Here is a 20485-nt window from a genome sequence, read left to right on the forward strand (position 1 = left end):
CAAACAATAATCCCAACGGAGACACTATGAAACGTAACGCTATCGCCATTGCCACCGCCACTCTTTGCGCATTGGGCTTTTCCGCCGGCGCGTACGCCCAGGTATCGGGCGACACCATCAAGATCGGTTTTATTTCCGACATGTCGGGCGTGTATTCCGACGTCGACGGCCTCGGCGGCGCGGAAGCCATCAAGATGGCGATCGCCGATGCCGGCGTGGTACTGGCCGGCAAGAAGGTGGAATTCATTTCCGCCGACCATCAAAACAAGGCCGACATCGCCGCTTCGAAAGCGCGCGAATGGTTCGACCAGCAGGGCGTCGACATGCTGATCGGCGGCACCAATTCCGGCGCCAGCCTGGCCATGGCCAAGGTGGCGGCGGAAAAGAAAAAAATCTTCATCGCCATCGGCGCCGGCTCCTCGCGCCTGACGAATGAAGAGTGCACGCCGTACACCGTGCACTACGCCTACGACACGGTGGCGCTGGCGCGCGGTACGGGCGGCACCATCGTCAAGCAGGGCGGCAAGAACTGGTATTTTATGACGGCAGATTATGCGTTCGGCCACTCGCTGGAAAAAGACACGGCCGAGGTCGTCAAGGCGGCCGGCGGCAAGGTGCTGGGCAGCGTCAAGCATCCGCTGGGCGCTTCGGATTTCTCGTCCTTCCTGCTGCAGGCGCAATCGGCAAAACCGCAAATCCTCGGCCTGGCCAATGCCGGTGGCGACGCCATCAACAGCATCAAGGCGGCGAACGAGTTCGGCTTGACCAAATCGATGAAACTGGCCGGCTTGCTGATCTTCATCAATGACATCCATTCGCTGGGCCTGAACCTGACGCAAGGCATGTACCTGACGGATGGCTGGTATTGGGACTTGAATGCGGACACGCGCGCCTGGTCGAAACGCTATTTCGCCAAGATGAAGAAAGAGCCATCGATGCTGCAGGCGGCCGACTATTCGGCGGCGGCCAACTACCTGAAAGCCGTCAAGGCGATCGGTACGGATGACACCGAGAAGGTCATGGCCTACCTGAAAAAGACCAAGATCAACGACATGTTCACCCAGAATGGCGAAGTGCGTCCCGATGGCCGCATGGTGCACGATATGTATTTGATGGAAGTCAAGAAACCGTCCGAGTCGAAATACCCATGGGATTACTACAAGGTGGTCGCCACCGTGCCCGGCGCGCAAGCATATGTGACCAAGGCCGAGTCGAAGTGTTCGCTGTGGAAGTAACGCTGTAGCAACCTCCACAGAGTGCCCGCCTGCGCGCGGGCGCTCTGTCCTGCATGCTTCGCCCGCAGGGTTCGCCTTGCGCCGCCGCACCCGTTTGCGATGGCGCGTTTCCCTTGATACCACACCGCTATCCGGCGGTGCTTTTTATACTGTGATGCCATGGAAATTTTCGGCGTTCCAATACAAGCGATGATGAGCCAGCTGCTGCTGGGTCTTGTCAACGGCTCGTTCTATGCCATGTTGTCCCTCGGTCTGGCCGTCATCTTCGGCTTGCTTAACGTTATTAATTTCTCGCACGGCGCCATGTACATGATGGGCGCCTTCCTGGCCTGGATGGGCCTCAGCTATTTCGACATCAATTACTGGGCCATGCTCGTCATCGCCCCGATCCTTGTCGGCCTGGTCGGCATCCTGATCGAAAAGACCATGCTGCGCTGGCTGTATAAACTCGACCACCTGTATGGCTTGCTGCTGACCTTCGGCATCACCCTGATCATGGAAGGCGTGTTCCGCTCGTTCTATGGCGTCTCGGGCCAGCCGTATGCCGTCCCCGAAGCGCTGGCCGGCGCGACGGATCTCGGCTTCATGATCTTGCCGAACTACCGCGCCTGGGTGGTGATCGCCTCGCTCTCCGTGTGCCTGGCCACCTGGTTCGTCATCGAGAAAACCAAATTAGGCGCCTACCTGCGGGCCGGCACGGAAAACCCGAAACTGGTGGAAGCGTTCGGCATCAACGTGCCGCTGATGGTGACGCTGACGTTCGGCTTCGGCGTGGCGCTGGCCGGGTTCGCAGGCGTGCTGGCGGCGCCGATCATCCAGGTCTCGCCGCTGATGGGCTCGAACCTGATCATCGTCGTGTTTGCCGTGGTGGTGATCGGCGGCATGGGTTCCATCATGGGCTCCATCCTGACGGGCCTCGGCCTGGGCGTCATCGAGGGCCTGACCCGCGTGTTCTACCCGGAAGGCTCGGCCACCGTGGTGTTCGTGGTGATGGTCATCGTGCTGCTGCTGCGTCCCGCCGGCCTGTTCGGCAAAGAAAAGTAATCCTCATCAGTCATGTATTGGAGCTACCACGATGAATAAGAATGTAGGCTACGCCATTGCCCTGCTGCTGGCGTTGGCGGCCCCGTTTTACGGCTATCCCGTCTTCCTGATGAAGTTGCTGTGCTTTGCCCTGTTTGCCTGCGCGTTCAACTTGCTGATCGGCTACACGGGCTTGCTGTCGTTCGGCCACGCGGCCTTCTTCGGCGGCGCCGGCTATGTCACCGGCTATGCGCTGCGCACCTGGGGCTGGCCGACGGAACTGGGCTTGCTGGCCGGCGTCGCCACGGGCGCCTTGCTGGGCCTGGTGATCGGCGGCCTGGCGATCCGCCGCCAGGGCATCTACTTTACGATGATCACCCTGGCGCTGGCGCAGATGGTGTACTTCCTGGCCTTGCGCCTGCCGTTCACGGGCGGCGAGGATGGCTTGCAGGGTGTTCCACGTGGAACCTTGCTGGGCACGATAGACCTGGGCAATGACACGGTGTTGTACTACGTCGTGCTGGCCATTTTTGTCGCCGGCTTCGCCCTGATCGTTCGCACCATCCACTCGCCTTTCGGTCAGGTCCTCAAGGCGATCAAGGAAAACGAGCCGCGCGCCATCTCGCTCGGTTACGACGTCAACAAGTACAAGCTGATGGCCATCGTCCTGTCCGCTTCGCTCGCCGCCTTGGCCGGCGCCACCAAGACCCTGGTGCTGGGCTTTGAAACCCTCACCGATGTCTATTGGGGCATGTCGGGCCTGGTCGTGCTGATGACCTTGGTGGGGGGCATGGGTACCTTGTCCGGCCCCATCCTCGGCGCCGTGCTGATCATTGCGCTGGAAAACAAGCTGGGCGATGTTGGTACTTACCTGGCCACGCACACGGGCATCGAGTGGTTCGGCACCTTGGGCGAATCGGTGGGCATGGTGACGGGCGTGATCTTCGTCATCTGCGTGCTGATGTTCCGGCGCGGCATCGTCGGCGAAGCCATCGCCCGTTTCGGCGGCAGGGCTGCCAAAGCCGCGGTCTGATTTTCAAGCAACGCCGGACGGATCGTCCGGCGTTTTTCATTGTGCGTCCACTGTTACTTCAACGGAGAGTACCACCATGCAAATGACGATCACGCGCGCGGGGAGCAGTCTGTGCACCGTGCTGGTGTTGGCAGCCTGCGGCAGCAACCATGCGCCGGAAGAACTGAACCAGATGCCCGGCTACCTGGGTACCATCACGCGCGCCGACTACGACGGCAAGACGAACGATCTGCTGACGGCTGGCCTTGGCAAGACGGGGCTGGCGGGAGCAACTCCCGCGTATGCGAACGTGGAACAGCCGACGCCGCTTGAACTGCGCCGCAATGCCATCTACGCCAATTACCGTGCCGTGCTCGACATTGCCGCCAACAGCGGCTACGGCACCTTGTACGGACCGAACGTGGATGCGTCCGGGAACGCGGGTATGGACGAGGGCCTGGTCGCGGGCAGTGAATACATCGCCTATGCCGACGATGGCACGGGCAAGAAGAACGTCACCTTGATGGTGCAGGTGCCGGCCAGCTTCGATCCCGACCATGCCTGCATCGTCACGGGCACGTCGAGCGGCTCGCGCGGCATCTACGGCGCCATCGGCAGTTCCGGTGAATGGGGCTTGAAAAAAGGCTGCGCCGTGGCGTATGCGGACAAGGGTTCCGGCACGGGCTTGTATGTGTTCGAAGACGACAGCGTCAACCTGCAGAACGGCCTGCGCGCGGGCAGGGTGGCCGCCGGCAAGAACGCGCTCTTCGCGCCGGACCTGAGCGACGCCGAGCGGCTGGCCTGGGCTGGCACCAATCCGAACCGCATCGCCTTCAAGCATGCGCACTCGCAGCAGAACCCCGAGAAGGACTGGGGCAAGGTGACCTTGCAGGCCGTCGAGATGGCGTATTATGTGTTGAACGAGCGCTATGGCGTGCTGGCCCGCGACGGCAGTTCGCGCATCGTGCGCCTGACGCCGAAGAATACCATCACGATCGCCTCGAGCATTTCCAACGGCGCCGGCTCGGCCTTGCTGGCGGCGGAGCAGGATACCAGAGGCTTGATCAGCGGCGTGGCGGCCAGCGAGCCGCAAGTCCAGCCGGCGGCATCGAGCGCCTACACTGTGCGCCAGGGTGGGGCGGCGGTGGCCAATCCCGGCCGTGCGCTGTTCGACTACGCCACGTATGCGGCCCTGTATCAGCCATGCATCGCTTCCGTGGCCGGCAATGCGGGACGCTGCACGGCGCTCGTCGCCAAGGGGCTATTGAACGGCGCCGACCTGGCGGCGCAGCAGGCGGACGCCAAGCAGCGCTTGCGCGCGTATGGCTGGTTGTCCGACTCCGATCCGCTGCAGGCCGCGCACGCGGGCACGAACATCCTCGTGGCCGTCACGTATGCGTATGCCTATGGAAAATTCTCCGTGACCGATAAAGTGTGCGGTTTCACGTTTGCGCAGACGGACGGCAGCGGCAATCCGATCGCGTTCACGTCGGTGCAAAAGGCGGCCAGCTTTGCCGCGCAAAACGGTATCCTCGGCAATGTCGTGTACGAGAACAGCGTGGGCGGCGCCAAGGTCTACACGGCCGGCGTGTCGCCATCGAGCAGCCTGGCGGACCAGTCGCTCGACGGCTTCCTGTGCCTGCGCAGCCTGGCGACGGGGCGCGACGCCGTCAGCGGCGCCAACTTGCAAGGGGCATTGGCCGGGCAAAGCGTGCGCGTGCGGGCCGGCATGGCCGAGGTCGCGGCCAGCGGCAAACTGAACGGCAAGCCGGCCATCATCGTGCACGGGCGCAGCGACACCTTGATTCCCGTCAATCACGCCTCGCGCGCCTATCTGGGCCTGAACGCCGCCGTGGAAGGGGCGAACAGCCAGTTGCGCTATATCGAGGTAACCAACGCCAACCATTTCGATTCTTTCAGCAGCGCCTTGCCGACCTTGATCGTGCCGCTACATGTGTACCTGAACCGGGCGCTGGACGCCATGTATGCACACTTGAATGCCAAGCAAGCTCTGCCGCCATCGCAGGTGGTGCGCACGGTGACGCGCGCCGATGCGTCGACCCTGATCACGAATGTCAACGTGCCAGCGATCGCCACGGCGCCGGCGCCCGGTAATGTCATCAGTGTGACGGGGACGCAGGTGGATATTCCCAACTAGGCTGTATCGCTTGTGAAACTTGCGGCCACGTTTCACGTGGCCGTTTTTACTCCCAGGCCGACTCGGCGATGTGGCCCAGCCCCTGGAAGACGGGCTTGGAAAACCAGTAGCCCTGCATCAGGGAAATGCCGCAGCCGGAAAGAAAATCGCGTTCGGCGCGGGTCTCGATGCCTTCGGCCAGCACGCGGATACCGAGCTCACGGCACAGGCTGGCGATGGCGCGCACGATGGCCTGGCGCGGCGCCTGCGTATCGATGCCGCGCACCAGGTCCATGTCGATCTTGATGATGTCGGGCTGGTATTCGGCCAGCAAGTTCAAGCCCGCATAGCCGGCGCCGAAATCATCGATGGCCGTCTGGAAACCGAAACGCCGATAGGCGCGGAAAATCTCGACCAGGTGCGGACGGTCTTGCACCCGTTCGCCTTCCGTCACCTCAAAGATGATTTTGTCGGTAGGGAAGTGATGGAGCTTGGCCGCTTCCAGGGTGCTGCGGATGCACACTTCAGGACGGTAGACGGCGTTGGGCAGGAAGTTGATCGACAGAAATCCCTGCATGCCCAGCCTGGCGGCGCCGGCCACGGCCTTGACGCGGCAAGCCTGGTCGAAGCGGTAGCGGTTGTCGTCGTTGACTTGCGCCAGCACGCTGGCCGCGCTTTCGCCGTTGGGGCCGCGCACCAGCGCCTCGTGCGCATAGATGCTGCGCGTGGCCAGGTCGACGATGGGTTGATACGCATACTCGAAGGCAAACGGCAGCGGCGCGCTGTCGTGGCAGCCGGCGCAGGCACCGTATGGAAAGCTGGTGCTGTCAGGATGGATGGGGATGTCGGGAGGCGTCATGGCGGCAGTGTAGCAAGGTGGGTTGGCTGCTTCCGTCTGCTGGCTCACAGTGCGGCCGCATAGATGGCGCGCGCGTCGGCGCGCGTGACGGGCCGGGGATTGTTGCCCAGCAAGCGCGTCTGCAGCATGGCTTCATCGGCCAGGCGGTCCAGGTCACCGGCTGCGATGCCCACCTCGCGCAGGGTGTGCACGATGCCCGTGGCCTGGGCAATGTCCTGCATGGCGTCGATCAGGGCCACGGCCCGCGCTTCTTCGCTGCCCGCGATGCCGGGCTGCAGGATGGTGGCCAGTTGCGCATACAGGGGCGTCGCATGTGACAGATTAAAACGCAGCACGTGCGGCAGCACCAGCGCATTCGACAGGCCGTGCGGCACGTGGAACAGTCCCCCGATGGGATAGGCGAGCGCATGCACGGCGGCCACGGGCGCATTGGCAAACGCCTGGCCGGCCAGCATGGCGCCCAGTAGCATGGCTTGGCGCGCCGGCACGTTGGCGCCATCGCGGCAGGCGGTGAGCAGATTGCTGGACAGCAGCGACAGCGCTTGCGTGGCCAGCATGTCGGACAAGGGATTTTTCAGCAGGCGGCTCGTGTACGCTTCGATCGCATGCACCATGGCATCGATGCCGGTGGCGGCCGTCACGGCGGGCGGCAAACCGAGGGTCAGGCTGGCGTCGAGGATAGCCAGGTCCGCATACAGTTGCGGCGCGACCACGCCCATCTTGCTGGTGGCGCCCGTGGTGACGATGGCGATGTGCGTCACTTCCGAGCCCGTGCCGGCCGTGGTCGGCAATTGCACGAGGGGCAGGCGCTGGCCATGGACATTGCCGATGCCATACAGTTGCGCCAGTTCCTGGTGGCCTGGCGCCAGTACGGCGATCAGCTTGGCCACGTCCAGCGAGCTGCCGCCACCGAGGCCGATAATCAGTTCCACGTGAAACATCTGCGCCTGGGCCACGCCGGCCAGTACGACGGCTTCGGGCGGATCGGCTTGTACATCGGAAAAGACGTGGACCTCGATGCCGGCCGCCTGCAAGCTGTGCCGGGAGGCGTCGGCCAGGCCCGTGCGCAAAAAGCCTGCGTCGGTGACGAGCAGGGTGCGGCGCACGGTGGGAAAGTGGTGGGCGATGTGCGTGCCCAGTTGGGCGGCGGCGCCCGGTTCAACGATCAGATGCGGCACGGTGCGAAACTGGAAGGCGGACATGCAGACTCCTGACAGTGAGGACAGAAGCCAAGCTTACTCCGCTTTCCAGCCCCGCGCCTGTTTCACGTGGAACCAAAAGCGGAGCTTACTCCCAGTCCAGCGCGCCTTTTTTCCACTCATAGACTAGTCCGATTGTCAGCACGGCGAGAAAACCCATGACGGCCCAGAAACCGACCAGGCCCAGTTCGTTGACATTGGCCGCCCACGGCATCAGGAAGATGACTTCGATATCGAACAGGATGAACAGGATGGCGACCAGATAGAAGCGGACGTCGAACTTCATGCGCGCGTCGCCGAATGCTTCGAAGCCGCATTCGTACGGCGACAGTTTTTGTGCATCCGGTTTGTGCGGACCGAGCGCACGGCCCAGCAGCATGGGCACGATGCCGACGAGGATGCCGATCAGAATGAACAGGAGAACGGGAAAATAGTTTTCGAGGAGCATGGGGATTCCTCTCAGTGGCTCGATGACAGTTTCATCAGCACGATGCCGCACACGATGAGGATGGCGGCGCACACGCGCATGGTGTTCACTTGCTCGCCCAGAAAAACGATGCCGACGATAAAGGCGCCGACGGCGCCGATGCCCGTCCAGATCGTATAGGCAGTGCCCAGGGGCAGGGTGCGCATGGCCAGCGACAGCAAGCCGAAGCTGGCGATCATCATGACGATGGTAATGACAGAGGCAGTGGGTTTGGTGAAACCCTCGGAGAGTTTCATCGAGTATGCCCACACGACTTCAAACATGCCGGCAATAAGTAACAGTATCCAGGCCATGGCGGCTCCTTATACAGAGCGGGCCGTCCCGGTGTGTTCCCATGATGGGGGAGGCCGTCCTCCTGGATGATCGTCACGATGGCCACTGGCGTGGCCACGGATGCGGACGATGCGGCAATTGTAGCAAACATTGCCGGATGCCGCAGCCCCAGCGCGGGCCTGTCCTGGCACAGCTGCGTGTTCCACGTGAAACAAAAATCACCGTTGACTTGCCCGTGCTGAGTAAAAATTAAGCAAAAATTGGCCCTTGGAAGGTTGCGCTTGCAAAAAGACTCTATAATCGGAGCTCTCTTCCCGCATTTTTACTTGCACTGTTACCTATTTATCATGTTATTTCCTACAGAATTCGACGTCATCGTTGTCGGCGGTGGTCACGCCGGTACCGAGGCGGCCCTCGCTTCCGCCCGCATGGGGCAGAAGACGCTATTGCTCACGCATAATATTGAGACACTGGGCCAGATGTCGTGCAACCCCTCCATCGGTGGCATCGGCAAGGGCCATCTGGTCAAGGAAGTCGATGCCATGGGCGGCGCGATGGCGATTGCCACCGACGAATCCGGCATCCAGTTTCGTATCCTGAATTCCTCGAAAGGCCCGGCAGTTCGCGCCACGCGCGCCCAGGCCGACCGTATTTTGTACAAGGCCGCCATCCGCACGCGCCTGGAAAACCAGCCTAACCTGTGGCTGTTCCAGCAAGCGGTCGATGACCTGATCGTCGAAGGCGACCGGGTCGTCGGCGCCGTCACGCAGATCGGCCTGAAGTTTCTCGCGCGCGCCGTCGTGCTGACGGCCGGTACTTTCCTCGACGGCAAGATCCACGTGGGCTTGAATAACTATTCGGCTGGCCGCGCCGGCGACCCGCCCGCCATCTCGCTGTCGGCCCGCCTGAAAGAGCTGAAACTGCCGCAGGGCCGTTTGAAAACGGGCACGCCGCCGCGCATCGATGGCCGCACGATCGACTTTTCCGTGATGCAGGAACAGGCGGGCGACCTCGATCCCGTACCCGTGTTCTCTGTGATGGGCAACACGGCCATGCACCCGCGCCAGGTGCCGTGCTGGGTCACGCACACGAATAGCCGGACGCATGACATCATCCGTGCCGGCCTCGACCGCAGCCCCATGTACACGGGCGTCATCGAAGGCGTGGGCCCCCGCTATTGCCCCTCGATCGAAGACAAGATCCACCGTTTCTCGGGCAAGGAATCGCACCAGATCTTCCTCGAACCGGAAGGCTTGACGACGCATGAGTTCTATCCGAACGGCATTTCCACAAGCTTGCCGTTCGACGTGCAGATCGCCCTGGTGCAGTCGATGAAGGGCATGGAAAACGCCCATATCCTGCGCCCTGGTTATGCCATCGAGTACGATTATTTCGATCCGCGCGGCTTGAAAGCATCGCTGGAAACGAAGGCCGTCGCCGGCCTGTTCTTCGCCGGCCAGATCAATGGCACCACCGGCTACGAAGAAGCGGCCGCGCAAGGCATGCTGGCGGGCCTGAATGCGGCCTTGCTGACGCAGGACAAGGAAGCCTGGGTACCGGGCCGCTCCGAGGCCTATCTGGGCGTGCTGGTCGACGATCTGATCACCCAGGGCGTGCAGGAACCGTACCGCATGTTCACCAGCCGCGCCGAGTACCGTTTGAGCCTGCGCGAAGACAATGCCGACATGCGCCTGACGGAAATCGGCCGCGCTCTGGGCTGCGTCGGCGACGCCCAATGGCAAGCGTTCGAGACCAAGCGCGAAGCGGTGGCGCTGGAACTGCAGCGCCTGCGTTCCACGTGGGTCAATCCGCGCATCCTGGCGGCCGCCGAATCGGAACGCATCGTGGGCCAGGCCATCGAACGCGAGTACTCGCTGGCGGACCTGCTGTGCCGCCCGAACGTCGCCTACGACACCTTGATGAGCATGACGGGCATGGAAGGCCAGGCCTTGGCCGGCCCCGGCGTGGAGGATGCGGCCGTGCGCGAACAGGTGGAAATCCAGCTCAAATATGCGGGCTATATCGAGCGCCAGAGCAAGGAAATCGAGCGCCACGAACACTATGAAAACCTGGCCTTGCCAGAAGGTTTCAATTACCTCGATATCGGTGCGCTGTCGGTCGAAGTGCGGCAAAAACTCGACAAGCAGCGCCCGGAAACCCTGGGCCAGGCATCGCGCATTTCGGGCGTGACGCCAGCGGCCATTTCGCTGCTGCTGGTGCACCTGAAAAAGCGCGGCTTTGGTGCAGGTCAGGCCGAAATACAGACCACCACTTTAAAGGACGAGGTTGTTGAATGAAGCAGTTTGACCGGGCCGCATTGGCCCCCATTTTGAATGAAGGCATCGCCGCGCTGGGGCTGGACCTGAGCGCGGATCAGACGGAAAAACTGCTCGATTACCTGGCCTTGCTGGCCAAATGGAATAGCGTGTACAACCTGACGTCGGTGCGCGATCCTATGCAGATGCTGACCCTGCACGTGCTCGATTCGCTGGCCGCCGTGCCGGCGTTTGCGGACGCGAAAAACGTGCTCGACGTGGGCGCCGGCGGCGGCTTGCCGGGCATGGTCCTGGCCATCGCGCGGCCCGATATCAAGGTGTCGATGATCGATACCGTGCACAAGAAGACGGCTTTTCTGACGCAAGTGAAGGCCGAACTGGGCTTGAGCAACGTCACCGTGTACACGAAACGGGTGGAACAGCTGGAAGTGCAGCAGAAATTCGACGTGATCACCTCGCGCGCTTTTGCCGACCTGTCCGACTTCGTCAACTGGTCGAACCACGTGCTGGCCGAGGGCGGGCAATTCATCGCCTTGAAAGGGGTGGCACCGCCAGACGAGCGCGAGCGACTGCCGGCGGACTGGAAAGTGACGGAATTACGAGCAATCCAGGTGCCAGGGCTAAATGCAGAGCGTCATCTGGTCTTTATAGCAAGAATTTAAAAGTCGAAATAAATGATATAAACAGTTTATACGGTATAAATAATATAAACCGTATAAACGATTTATATCGTATAAATAAAATAAACAGTATAAATCGTTTCGGCGGGATGCCGGGGCGCATGATGAAGTTTGCATCTCTTTACAACTAGAAGATACATGGCCAAAATTTTTTGTGTAGCAAATCAAAAGGGTGGTGTTGGTAAAACCACAACAAGCGTCAACCTCTCCGCCGGTCTGGCCAAGTTGAACCAGCGCGTGCTGCTGGTCGACCTCGACCCGCAGGGCAATGCGACCATGGGCGCCGGCATCAACAAGGCCGGCCTGAAGGCGTCGACCTATGAAGTCATGCTGGGCGAATCCGATGTCAAGACGGCACGCCAGCGTTCGGAAGCGGGGCGCTTCGATGTCTTGCCGTCGAACCGCGAACTGGCCGGCGCGGAAGTGGAGATGGTCGAGCTCGACAACCGCGAACGCCGCCTCAAGGATGCGCTGGCCGAAGTGGACGGCGAATACGATTTCATCTTAGTGGATTGCCCGCCGGCATTATCGATGCTGACCCTGAACGGCCTGTGCGCCGCGCATGGCGTGATCATCCCGATGCAGTGCGAGTACTACGCGCTGGAAGGCCTGTCCGATCTGGTCAACACCATCAAGAAGGTGCACGCCAATCTGAACCCGGACTTGAAGATCATCGGCTTGCTGCGCGTGATGTTCGATCCACGCATGACATTATCGCAACAAGTGTCGGCCCAGCTGGAACAGCACTTCGGCGACAAGGTGTTCAATACCATCATCCCGCGCAACGTGCGCCTGGCCGAAGCGCCGTCGTACGGTTTGCCCGGCGTGACCTTCGATCCGAGCTCGAAAGGTGCCCAGGCGTATATCGCCTTCGGCGCCGAGATGGTCGAACGCATCAAACATATGTAAACAAGGGGCGAGCGTCTGCACAATATGGTGTGAGCGCTTACTCTGAAAACACGATTAGGACAGCATGGCTACGAAAAAATTAAAAGGACTGGGTCGCGGACTCGACGCCCTGTTGGGCGGCGGCGGTGGCGACTTCGCCAGTCCGGACACGCATCAACCGTCGAACTTGCCCGTGTCGCAAATGCAGGCCGGCAAATACCAGCCGCGCACGCGCATGGACGAAGGGGCCTTGAACGAACTGGCCGCCTCGATCAAGGCGCAAGGGCTGATGCAGCCGATCCTGGTGCGCCCGATCGGGCAAGACACCTTGAGCGGACTTGTCAAATATGAAATCATCGCCGGCGAACGCCGTTTCCGCGCTTCGCAACTGGCCGGCCTGACGGAAGTGCCGGTGCTGGTGCGCGATGTGGACGACCTGGCCGCCGCGGCCATGGCACTGATCGAGAACATCCAGCGCGAAGACCTCAATCCCCTGGAAGAAGCGCAGGGCATTCACCGCCTGATCGCCGACTTCAGCTTTACGCATGAGCAAGCGGCCACTGCGCTGGGACGCTCGCGCAGCGCCGTGTCGAACCTGTTGCGTTTGATGAACCTGGCCGCTCCCGTGCAAACCATGCTGATGGCCGGCGATATCGACATGGGCCATGCGCGCGCGCTGCTGGCCGTCGATGCGGCCAGCCAGATCACGCTGGCCAATCAGGTCGTGGCCAAGCGCCTGTCCGTGCGCGAAACGGAAAAGCTGGTTACCCGCACGCTTGAGGAAGCGGCCAACCCGGTCGAGCCGCGGCAAAAGGAAAAGTCCGGCGACATCGCGCGCCTGGAAGAAGAGCTGTCCGATGCGCTGGCCACGCCCGTGGTGTTCAAGATGGGCAACAAGGGCCGTGGCCAATTGGTGATTGATTTTGCCGATCTTGACGTACTGGATGGTTTGTTGACCCGCTTGCGTGGTTAAATAGCAAGCTGCAAAGACAGGAGGCATGCGGGTGTGAACAATCCGGCCATGCTTTCCGGATGCACCACGTGATTCCTTGATAACACGGCTGGGAGCGGCCAGACAAGCGGCTTTGCCATATAGTGGTGCAAATGGCGGCGAATAGTCGGTAAAGCGTCAGTTTCACGCAGCAATTGCCCTGCTGCGGTGCAGCAACGTTTGACTCTATAGATCAAAGCCAACTATAATCCCGTGTCTTTGCGTGTGTAGATTTTTCTGGGAACTTGGCAATTGAGTGATTCACAACAAAGTATTGCCAAGCCAGTCTACAAAGTAGTTGCCTTGCAGCTAGCAATCGCTATCAGTTTTGCCACGGTCACCCTGTTTTTCGGTGGCAGTGTCAGAGGCTGGTCCGCCGCATACGGCGGCGCTATCGCAGTCATCGGTAGCCTGGTGTATGCCCTGTTGGTGGTTCGCGGTTCTAGCGACGCCAATAAGGCATTCCGGGCGCATTTGCGCGCAGAAGTGGTGAAAATATTTATCACAGCGGTGCTGTTTATATTGGCACTGGTGTTGTTTCAGTCGGCCGCCTGGTTATGGCTGATCTTGGGTTTCGCGGTGGCAACCTTAGCATACTGGTTTTCATTGCTCGCTGTTTAATCATTGGTTTTGGGGCCTGTTGAGCTCTGAAACGACAAATCTAAATTCATTATGACCACAGAACACGCTATTGAAGCGGGCCATGCTGCCCCGGCCAACGCCACAGAATACATCAGTCACCATCTGGCCCACCTGAGAAGTGCCGACGGCATGATCAATCTGGATACGTTCTGGATTTCGGCCATTCTGGGCTTTGTTTTCCTGGCTGTTTTCTATATGGCGTCGCGCCGCGCGACGGCTGGTGTCCCTGGCAAGTTGCAAAACTTCGTCGAAATGGTCATGGAAATCGTCAATGACACTATTAATGGGGCCTTCCACGCGAAAAGCAAGGTCATCGCGCCGCTGGCCATCACTATTTTTGTGTGGGTCTGGTTGCTGAACGCGATGGACTTCCTGCCGGTTGACCTGTTGCCGAAGATTCTGAGCTGGTTTGGCGTGCATAAACTGCGTGCCGTGCCGACCGCCGACGTCAACCACACCTTCGCCATGTCGCTGTCGGTCGTGCTGTGCGTGATTGCCTTCTCGATCAAGGCCAAGGGCCTGGGCGGCTGGATCAAGGAACTGTTCACGGCACCATTCCACGCGAGCGGCCTGATCGGCACGATCGCCCTGGCACCTGTCAATTTCTTGCTGCAAATGGTTGAGCTGGTTGCAAAACTGATCTCCCTGTCGCTGCGACTGTTCGGCAATATGTATGCCGGCGAACTGATTTTCATCTTGATCGCGTTGTTGCCTTGGTGGGCACAGTGGGCGTTGGGTGGTCCATGGGCAATTTTCCATATCTTGATTGTAACTTTGCAAGCTTTTGTGTTTATGGCGTTGACGGTTGTGTATCTGAGCCTTGCGGTTGAGAAACATTAATCATTAACTTTATATTTTGTTTTTTTAGTATCTTTCGTTTTTAAATTTAGGAGAATTTTATGCAAGCTCTGATCGCACAAGTACAAAGCATGACCGTTCTGGCAGCAGCAATCATCATCGGCCTGGCCGCAATCGGCACCGCTCTGGGCTTCGCTATCTTGGGTGGCAAATTCCTGGAAGCTTCGGCACGTCAACCAGAACTGATGCCACAACTGCAAACCAAACTGTTCGTTATCGCTGGTCTGCTGGATGCTATTTCGATGATCGGCGTTGGTGTTGCTCTGCTGTACACGTTCGCTAACCCGTTCCTGTCCGCTCTGACGGCTGTTGCTCAGTAATTCGCTCCAACCCTAGGAGAAACTTTTAGTTAGGAGCAAAGGTATGGACATCAATATGTCGCTCATCGGCCAGATGATCACCTTCGCGGTGTTGGTCTGGTTCTCGATGAAGTTCGTATTTCCAGCGCTGAACAATGCGCTGGATGAGCGTGCCAAACGAATCGCGGATGGATTGGCTGCGGCCGATCAAGGTCAAGCTTCGATGGCAGTCGCTGAAAAGCGTGCGCAAGAGGCATTGAACAGTGCACGTGAAGAAGCGTCGCAACGCGTTGCGGACGCTGAAAAGCGCGCGCAGCTGGTTGCTGAAGAGATCAAGCAAAATGCACAAGCTGAAGCTGCGCGTATCATTGCGCAAGCCCAGTCGGACGCCGAACAGCAACTGTCGAAAGCACGCGAACAATTGCGCGCTCAGGTGGCTGACCTGGCTGTCAAGGGTGCCGAGCAGATCTTGAAGCGTGAAGTTAACGCTACGGCTCACGCCGAAATGTTGCAGCGTCTTGCTGTCGAGCTGTAATCATGGCAGAACTCGCAACCGTCGCCCGTCCCTACGCGGAAGCTTTGTTCCGCGTAGCCCAAGCTGGTAAGGAGTCAAGCAACCTCGCGGCGTGGTCCGAGCTGGTGTCCGAACTGGCACAGATCGGTAGCCACCCCGAGGTACAGGCGTACGCGCGCAATCCGAAAGTTTCGGAAAGCGACGTCGCCGCCACCATCCTGTCGTTGTTGAAATCGCCGCTCAATGAGGAAGTGAAAAACTTCGTCACGATGTTGATCGAAAATGGCCGCATCAGCCTGCTGCCGGAAATCGGCGCGCAATTCCATGCCTTGAAAAATGGCCTGGAAGGTGCGGCTGACGCCGAGATCACGAGCGCTTTCGATCTGAGCGAAGGCCAAACGGCCGAGCTGGTCGCAACGCTGGAAAAGAAATTCAGTCGTAAGCTCAACCCTGCCGTCACAGTGGATCCATCGCTGCTCGGCGGCGTGCGCGTGGTCGTTGGCGACCAGGTGCTCGATACCTCGGTGCGCGCCAAGTTGCAGCAACTGCACGCTGCACTGGTGTCGTAAGACACGCGCTTCGGCAGGCCAGCTTAGACAGACCCTTACCCCTCGCGCAAGCTGAGAGAAACACTTTTAGGAGTTAGTATGCAACTCAACCCATCTGAAATCAGCGAGTTGATCAAGAGCCGGATCCAAGGTCTTGACGGCGGCGCTGAAGTGCGTAATCAAGGCACGGTTATTTCCGTCGCCGACGGTATCTGCCGCATCCACGGTTTGTCGGACGTGATGCAAGGCGAGATGCTGGAATTCCCAGGCAACACGTTTGGCCTGGCAATGAATCTGGAACGCGACTCCGTCGGTTCCGTGATTCTGGGTGCCTACGAGCACATCTCCGAAGGCGACACGGTGAAATGCACCGGCCGCATTCTGGAAGTGCCAGTCGGTCCTGAGCTGCTCGGCCGCGTTGTCAACGCGCTGGGCCAGCCGATCGACGGCAAAGGCGCCATCGAAACCAAACTGACGGCCGCGATTGAAAAAATCGCCCCGGGCGTGATCGCCCGTGAATCCGTTTCGCAACCGATGCAAACCGGCCTGAAGTCGATCGATGCGATGGTTCCAGTTGGCCGCGGCCAGCGCGAACTGATCATCGGCGACCGTCAAACCGGCAAGTCGGCTGTGGCGATTGATGCGATCATCAATCAAAAAGGCCAGGGCATGAAGTGTATCTACGTCGCGATTGGCCAAAAAGCCTCGTCGATCAAGAACATCGTGCGCTCGCTGGAACAGCACGGCGCGATGGAATACACCATCGTTGTCGCCGCTTCCGCTTCGGAATCGGCCGCCATGCAATACATCTCGCCATACTCCGGTTGCGCCATGGGCGAATACTTCCGTGACCGCGGTGAAGATGCACTGATCGTCTACGATGATCTGTCCAAACAAGCTGTTGCATACCGTCAAATCTCGCTGCTGCTGCGCCGTCCACCAGGTCGCGAAGCGTACCCAGGCGACGTGTTCTACCTGCACAGCCGCCTGCTGGAACGCGCAGCACGCGTGAACGCCGACTACGTCGAGAAGTTCACCGACGGCGCCGTCAAAGGCAAGACCGGTTCCCTGACGGCACTGCCGATCATTGAAACGCAAGCTGGCGACGTGTCCGCATTCGTTCCAACCAACGTGATTTCGATTACCGACGGTCAGATCTTCCTGGAAACCTCGCTGTTCAACGCCGGTATCCGTCCTGCAATTAACGCCGGTATTTCCGTATCGCGCGTCGGTGGCGCCGCCCAGACCAAGGTCATCAAAAACCTGTCCGGCGGTATCCGTACCGACTTGGCGCAGTACCGTGAACTGGCCGCGTTTGCGCAGTTCGCTTCGGACCTCGATGAATCGACCCGCAAGCAGCTGGACCGTGGTGCCCGCGTAACGGAATTGCTCAAGCAAGCCCAATACTCGCCACTGTCGATCTCGCTGATGGCCGTATCGCTGTTCTCGGTGAACAAAGGCTTCATGGACGACGTGCCAGTCAAGCAAGTGCTGTCGTTCGAAGCTGGTGTCCACGCTTACATGAAGACCAAGCAAGCTGCTCTGCTGGCCAAGATCGAAGAAACCAAGCAACTCGACAAAGACAGCGAAGCAACTCTGTCGGCGGCCATTGCTGATTTCAAGAAATCCGGCGCATATTAAGCGGCCAGGCGGCGCCCACCTCGAGTGAGGCGCCGCCCTACGCGCAGAAGGAGTAAGGACTCATGGCATCAAGCAAAGAGATACGAGGCAAGATCAAGAGCGTAGAGAATACGAAGAAGATCACCAAGGCGATGGAAATGGTCGCCGCGTCCAAAATGCGCAAGGCGCAAGACCGGATGCGGGCCGCCCGTCCCTACAGTGACAAGATTCGGAATATCGCCGCCAATCTGGCGAATGCCAATCCGGAATACACGCACCCGTTCCTGGCAGCTGCCCAGGGCACGCAAGCGAAGGCAGTGGGTTTCATCGTTGTGACGACCGACAAGGGTCTGTGCGGCGGCATGAATACCAACATCCTGCGCCAGGTGACGTCGAAGTCGCGCGAGCTGGAAGCAGCTGGCAACCGGGTTGAAGCAGTTGCCATCGGTAACAAGGGTTTGGGTTTTTTGAATCGCATCGGCGTCAAGATCGTCGCCTCTGCCATTCAGACTGGTGATACGCCCCACCTGGAAAAATTGATCGGACCTGTCAAGGTCATGCTCGAAGAGTTCCAGGCTGGCAAGCTCGACGCAGTGTACCTGTGCTACACCAAATTCATCAACACGATGAAGCAGGAACCAGTGGTCGAACAGTTGCTGCCATTGACGGCCGACAAGATGGTCGCCGACAAGAGCGCTCACTCGTGGGATTACATCTACGAGCCGGATGCACAAAGCATCATCGACGAATTGCTGGAGCGCTATGTAGAAGCGCTGGTGTACCAGGCTGTCGCGGAGAATCTGGCGTCCGAGCAATCGGCACGGATGGTCGCGATGAAAGCTGCAAGCGACAACGCGGGTAGTGTGATCGGCGAATTGAAGCTGATCTACAACAAGACCCGCCAAGCTGCGATTACCAAAGAACTCTCCGAAATCGTCGCCGGTGCGGCTGCGGTTTAAACGAATTTAACTATATTGAAGGAACGAACATGGCTGATGGCAAAATCGTTCAGTGTATCGGCGCTGTGGTGGACGTTGAGTTTCCCCGCAACGCGATGCCTAAGGTATTTGATGCCTTGAAGATGGCAGGCTCGGAACTGACCCTGGAAGTACAACAGCAGTTGGGCGACGGCATTGTCCGTACCATTGCACTCGGCTCGTCCGATGGCTTGCGTCGCGGCATGATGATCCAGAACACCGGCAAACCTATCATGGTGCCAGTCGGTAAAGCAACCCTGGGTCGCATCATGGACGTGCTGGGCAACCCGATCGACGAATGCGGCCCCGTGTCGCACGAGCAGATCGCGTCGATCCACCGCACCGCTCCCGCATACGACGAACTGTCGCCATCGCAAGAACTGCTGGAAACCGGCATCAAGGTGATCGACCTGGTTTGCCCGTTTGCAAAAGGCGGTAAAGTTGGTTTGTTCGGCGGCGCTGGCGTAGGCAAGACCGTGAACATGATGGAACTGATTAACAACATCGCCAAAGCGCACAGCGGCGTGTCCGTGTTCGCCGGTGTTGGTGAGCGTACTCGTGAAGGTAACGACTTCTACCACGAGATGGCTGACGCGAAAGTGGTCGATCTGGAAAATCCGGAGAATTCCAAAGTCGCGATGGTCTATGGTCAGATGAATGAACCGCCAGGTAACCGTCTGCGCGTCGCGCTGACCGGCCTGACGATCGCTGAATCGTTCCGTGATGAAGGCAAAGACGTTCTGTTCTTCGTCGACAACATCTACCGCTTTACGCTGGCTGGTACCGAAGTATCGGCACTGCTGGGCCGTATGCCGTCGGCTGTGGGTTACCAACCGACCCTGGCCGAAGAAATGGGCCGTCTGCAAGAGCGTATTACGTCGACCAAGACCGGTTCGATCACCTCGATCCAGGCCGTCTACGTTCCAGCCGATGATTACACCGATCCGTCGCCTGCTACCACGTTTGCTCACTTGGATTCGACCGTTGCGCTGTCGCGTGACATCGCTTCCCTGGGTATCTACCCAGCCGTGGACCCACTGGATTCGACCTCGCGTCAGCTGGATCCGTTGATCGTTGGTCAAGAGCACTATGACACCGCGCGTGCCGTGCAAACGACCCTGCAACGCTACAAGGAATTGCGCGACATTATCGCGATTCTGGGTATGGACGAGCTGGCACCGGAAGACAAACTGCTGGTCGCCCGCGCACGTAAGATGCAGCGTTTCCTGTCGCAGCCTTTCCACGTCGCTGAAGTCTTTACCGGCGCGCCTGGTAAATACGTTTCGCTCAAAGACACGATCAAGGGCTTCAAAATGATCGCTTCGGGCGAACTCGATCACCTGCCGGAACAAGCGTTCTACATGGTCGGCACGATCGAAGAAGCAATCGAAAAAGCCAAGAAACTTAACTAAGTTAAGTCTGGGCCTAACCCCGCCCCTCAGAAGGCGGGGTTCTTCAACCCGATAGGACACACATGGCACACACAATTCACGTTGACGTGGTTTCCGCTGAAGAACTGATTTTTTCAGGCGAAGCAGAATTCGTCGCGTTGCCGGGTGAGCAGGGCGAGCTGGGTATCTACCCACGCCACACGCCTTTGATTACCCGCATCCGTCCGGGCGCGGTCCGCATCAAGGTAGTCGGCCAGGCTGAAGAAGAGTTCGTCTTCGTTGCCGGCGGCCTGCTGGAAGTGCAACCGGATACCGTGACCGTCCTGGCCGATACCGCGATCCGCGGTCACGACCTCGACGAAGCGAAAGCGCTGGAAGCGAAGAAGTTGGCGGAAGAAAATATCCACAACAAGGATTCGGGCATCGACTACGCGCAAGCGCAAGCCGAGCTGGCCAGCGCGATTGCGCAGCTGGCAGCGATCCAGAAGCTGCGCAAGCATTAATTTGCTCGCACGCAGTAATACAAAAAGGCAGCCTGCGGGCTGCCTTTTTTTTCAGCAAACGGATTTCAGTAAA

General features: G+C 59.4%; 21 protein-coding genes. 17 read left to right on the top strand and 4 right to left on the bottom strand.

Annotated features, from left to right (window positions below; all coding sequences use genetic code 11):
• The first annotated feature begins 26 nt into the window (after positions 1–26).
• The 4 genes from IGS55_RS10875 to IGS55_RS10890 all read left to right on the top strand — a co-directional run bounded on the left by IGS55_RS10875 (position 27) and on the right by IGS55_RS10890 (position 5428).
• On the top strand, positions 27–1235 hold the full coding sequence (locus tag IGS55_RS10875; protein ID WP_230516897.1) for an ABC transporter substrate-binding protein: 1209 nt from the start codon (positions 27–29) through the stop codon (positions 1233–1235).
• Positions 1236–1394: 159 nt separating this feature from the next.
• Complete coding sequence (locus IGS55_RS10880; protein WP_034752662.1) at positions 1395–2279, top strand: branched-chain amino acid ABC transporter permease; 885 nt, start codon at positions 1395–1397, stop codon at positions 2277–2279.
• A 31-nt stretch (positions 2280–2310) separates the two neighbouring features.
• Positions 2311–3291 carry a branched-chain amino acid ABC transporter permease gene (locus IGS55_RS10885; RefSeq protein ID WP_034752665.1) on the top strand — a complete coding sequence of 327 codons (981 nt, stop codon included), beginning with the start codon at positions 2311–2313 and terminating at the stop codon, positions 3289–3291.
• 82 nt (positions 3292–3373) lie between these two features.
• Positions 3374–5428, top strand: a complete 2055-nt coding sequence (locus IGS55_RS10890; protein ID WP_442908159.1) for a 3-hydroxybutyrate oligomer hydrolase family protein — start codon at positions 3374–3376, stop codon at positions 5426–5428.
• Positions 5429–5474: 46 nt separating this feature from the next.
• Here the strand turns inward: IGS55_RS10890 and IGS55_RS10895 are convergent, their stop codons facing one another.
• The 4 genes from IGS55_RS10895 to IGS55_RS10910 form a co-directional block, all read right to left on the bottom strand.
• Positions 5475–6266 (bottom strand): EAL domain-containing protein, encoded by a 792-nt coding sequence (locus tag IGS55_RS10895; RefSeq protein WP_230516899.1) that lies wholly within the window; start codon positions 6264–6266, stop codon positions 5475–5477.
• 44 nt (positions 6267–6310) lie between these two features.
• Positions 6311–7468 carry an iron-containing alcohol dehydrogenase gene (locus tag IGS55_RS10900; protein ID WP_230516900.1) on the bottom strand — a complete coding sequence of 386 codons (1158 nt, stop codon included), beginning with the start codon at positions 7466–7468 and terminating at the stop codon, positions 6311–6313.
• Positions 7469–7553: 85 nt separating this feature from the next.
• Positions 7554–7913 (bottom strand): NADH-quinone oxidoreductase subunit A, encoded by a 360-nt coding sequence (locus IGS55_RS10905; protein WP_139092060.1) that lies wholly within the window; start codon positions 7911–7913, stop codon positions 7554–7556.
• Positions 7914–7924: 11 nt separating this feature from the next.
• Positions 7925–8245: a DMT family transporter gene (locus IGS55_RS10910; protein ID WP_230516901.1), complete on the bottom strand. Its 321-nt coding sequence runs from the start codon at positions 8243–8245 to the stop codon at positions 7925–7927.
• A 327-nt stretch (positions 8246–8572) separates the two neighbouring features.
• Between IGS55_RS10910 and mnmG the strand changes: the two genes are divergently transcribed.
• The 13 genes from mnmG (at position 8573) to IGS55_RS10975 (ending at position 20412) form a co-directional block, all read left to right on the top strand.
• On the top strand, positions 8573–10522 hold the full coding sequence (mnmG, locus tag IGS55_RS10915) for a tRNA uridine-5-carboxymethylaminomethyl(34) synthesis enzyme MnmG (RefSeq protein ID WP_230516902.1): 1950 nt from the start codon (positions 8573–8575) through the stop codon (positions 10520–10522).
• Positions 10519–11163, top strand: coding sequence for a 16S rRNA (guanine(527)-N(7))-methyltransferase RsmG (rsmG, locus tag IGS55_RS10920; protein WP_230516903.1), 645 nt, complete (start codon positions 10519–10521; stop codon positions 11161–11163). The genes mnmG and rsmG overlap by 4 nt, the downstream gene beginning before the upstream one ends.
• 156 nt (positions 11164–11319) lie before the next feature.
• Positions 11320–12090, top strand: a complete 771-nt coding sequence (locus IGS55_RS10925) for a ParA family protein (protein ID WP_034752687.1) — start codon at positions 11320–11322, stop codon at positions 12088–12090.
• Between the two features lie 64 nt (positions 12091–12154).
• Entirely contained in the window at positions 12155–13042 is an 888-nt protein-coding gene (locus tag IGS55_RS10930) for a ParB/RepB/Spo0J family partition protein (protein ID WP_230516904.1), read from the top strand.
• Positions 13043–13312: 270 nt separating this feature from the next.
• Positions 13313–13681 carry an ATP synthase subunit I gene (locus IGS55_RS10935; protein ID WP_034752692.1) on the top strand — a complete coding sequence of 123 codons (369 nt, stop codon included), beginning with the start codon at positions 13313–13315 and terminating at the stop codon, positions 13679–13681.
• A 51-nt stretch (positions 13682–13732) separates the two neighbouring features.
• Complete coding sequence (gene atpB / locus IGS55_RS10940) at positions 13733–14542, top strand: F0F1 ATP synthase subunit A (RefSeq protein WP_046681851.1); 810 nt, start codon at positions 13733–13735, stop codon at positions 14540–14542.
• Between the two features lie 59 nt (positions 14543–14601).
• On the top strand, positions 14602–14880 hold the full coding sequence (gene atpE, locus IGS55_RS10945; protein ID WP_034752695.1) for a F0F1 ATP synthase subunit C: 279 nt from the start codon (positions 14602–14604) through the stop codon (positions 14878–14880).
• 43 nt (positions 14881–14923) lie between these two features.
• Positions 14924–15394 carry a F0F1 ATP synthase subunit B gene (locus tag IGS55_RS10950; RefSeq protein WP_034752697.1) on the top strand — a complete coding sequence of 157 codons (471 nt, stop codon included), beginning with the start codon at positions 14924–14926 and terminating at the stop codon, positions 15392–15394.
• 2 nt (positions 15395–15396) lie between these two features.
• Positions 15397–15942 (top strand): F0F1 ATP synthase subunit delta, encoded by a 546-nt coding sequence (locus IGS55_RS10955; RefSeq protein ID WP_034752699.1) that lies wholly within the window; start codon positions 15397–15399, stop codon positions 15940–15942.
• Between the two features lie 78 nt (positions 15943–16020).
• The gene (gene atpA / locus IGS55_RS10960; RefSeq protein ID WP_034752701.1) at positions 16021–17562 is read left to right on the top strand and encodes a F0F1 ATP synthase subunit alpha; all 1542 of its coding nucleotides are present in this window, start codon (positions 16021–16023) and stop codon (positions 17560–17562) included.
• Positions 17563–17624: 62 nt separating this feature from the next.
• Positions 17625–18500: a F0F1 ATP synthase subunit gamma gene (atpG, locus tag IGS55_RS10965; RefSeq protein ID WP_102293016.1), complete on the top strand. Its 876-nt coding sequence runs from the start codon at positions 17625–17627 to the stop codon at positions 18498–18500.
• Between the two features lie 29 nt (positions 18501–18529).
• Positions 18530–19930, top strand: a complete 1401-nt coding sequence (gene atpD, locus IGS55_RS10970) for a F0F1 ATP synthase subunit beta (protein ID WP_034752705.1) — start codon at positions 18530–18532, stop codon at positions 19928–19930.
• A gap of 62 nt (positions 19931–19992) precedes the next feature.
• Positions 19993–20412 (top strand): F0F1 ATP synthase subunit epsilon, encoded by a 420-nt coding sequence (locus IGS55_RS10975; RefSeq protein ID WP_065307860.1) that lies wholly within the window; start codon positions 19993–19995, stop codon positions 20410–20412.
• Positions 20413–20485: the final 73 nt, after the last annotated feature.

This window comes from Janthinobacterium sp. EB271-G4-3-2, assembly GCF_020858035.1.
Taxonomy (GTDB): domain Bacteria; phylum Pseudomonadota; class Gammaproteobacteria; order Burkholderiales; family Burkholderiaceae_D; genus Janthinobacterium; species Janthinobacterium aestuarii.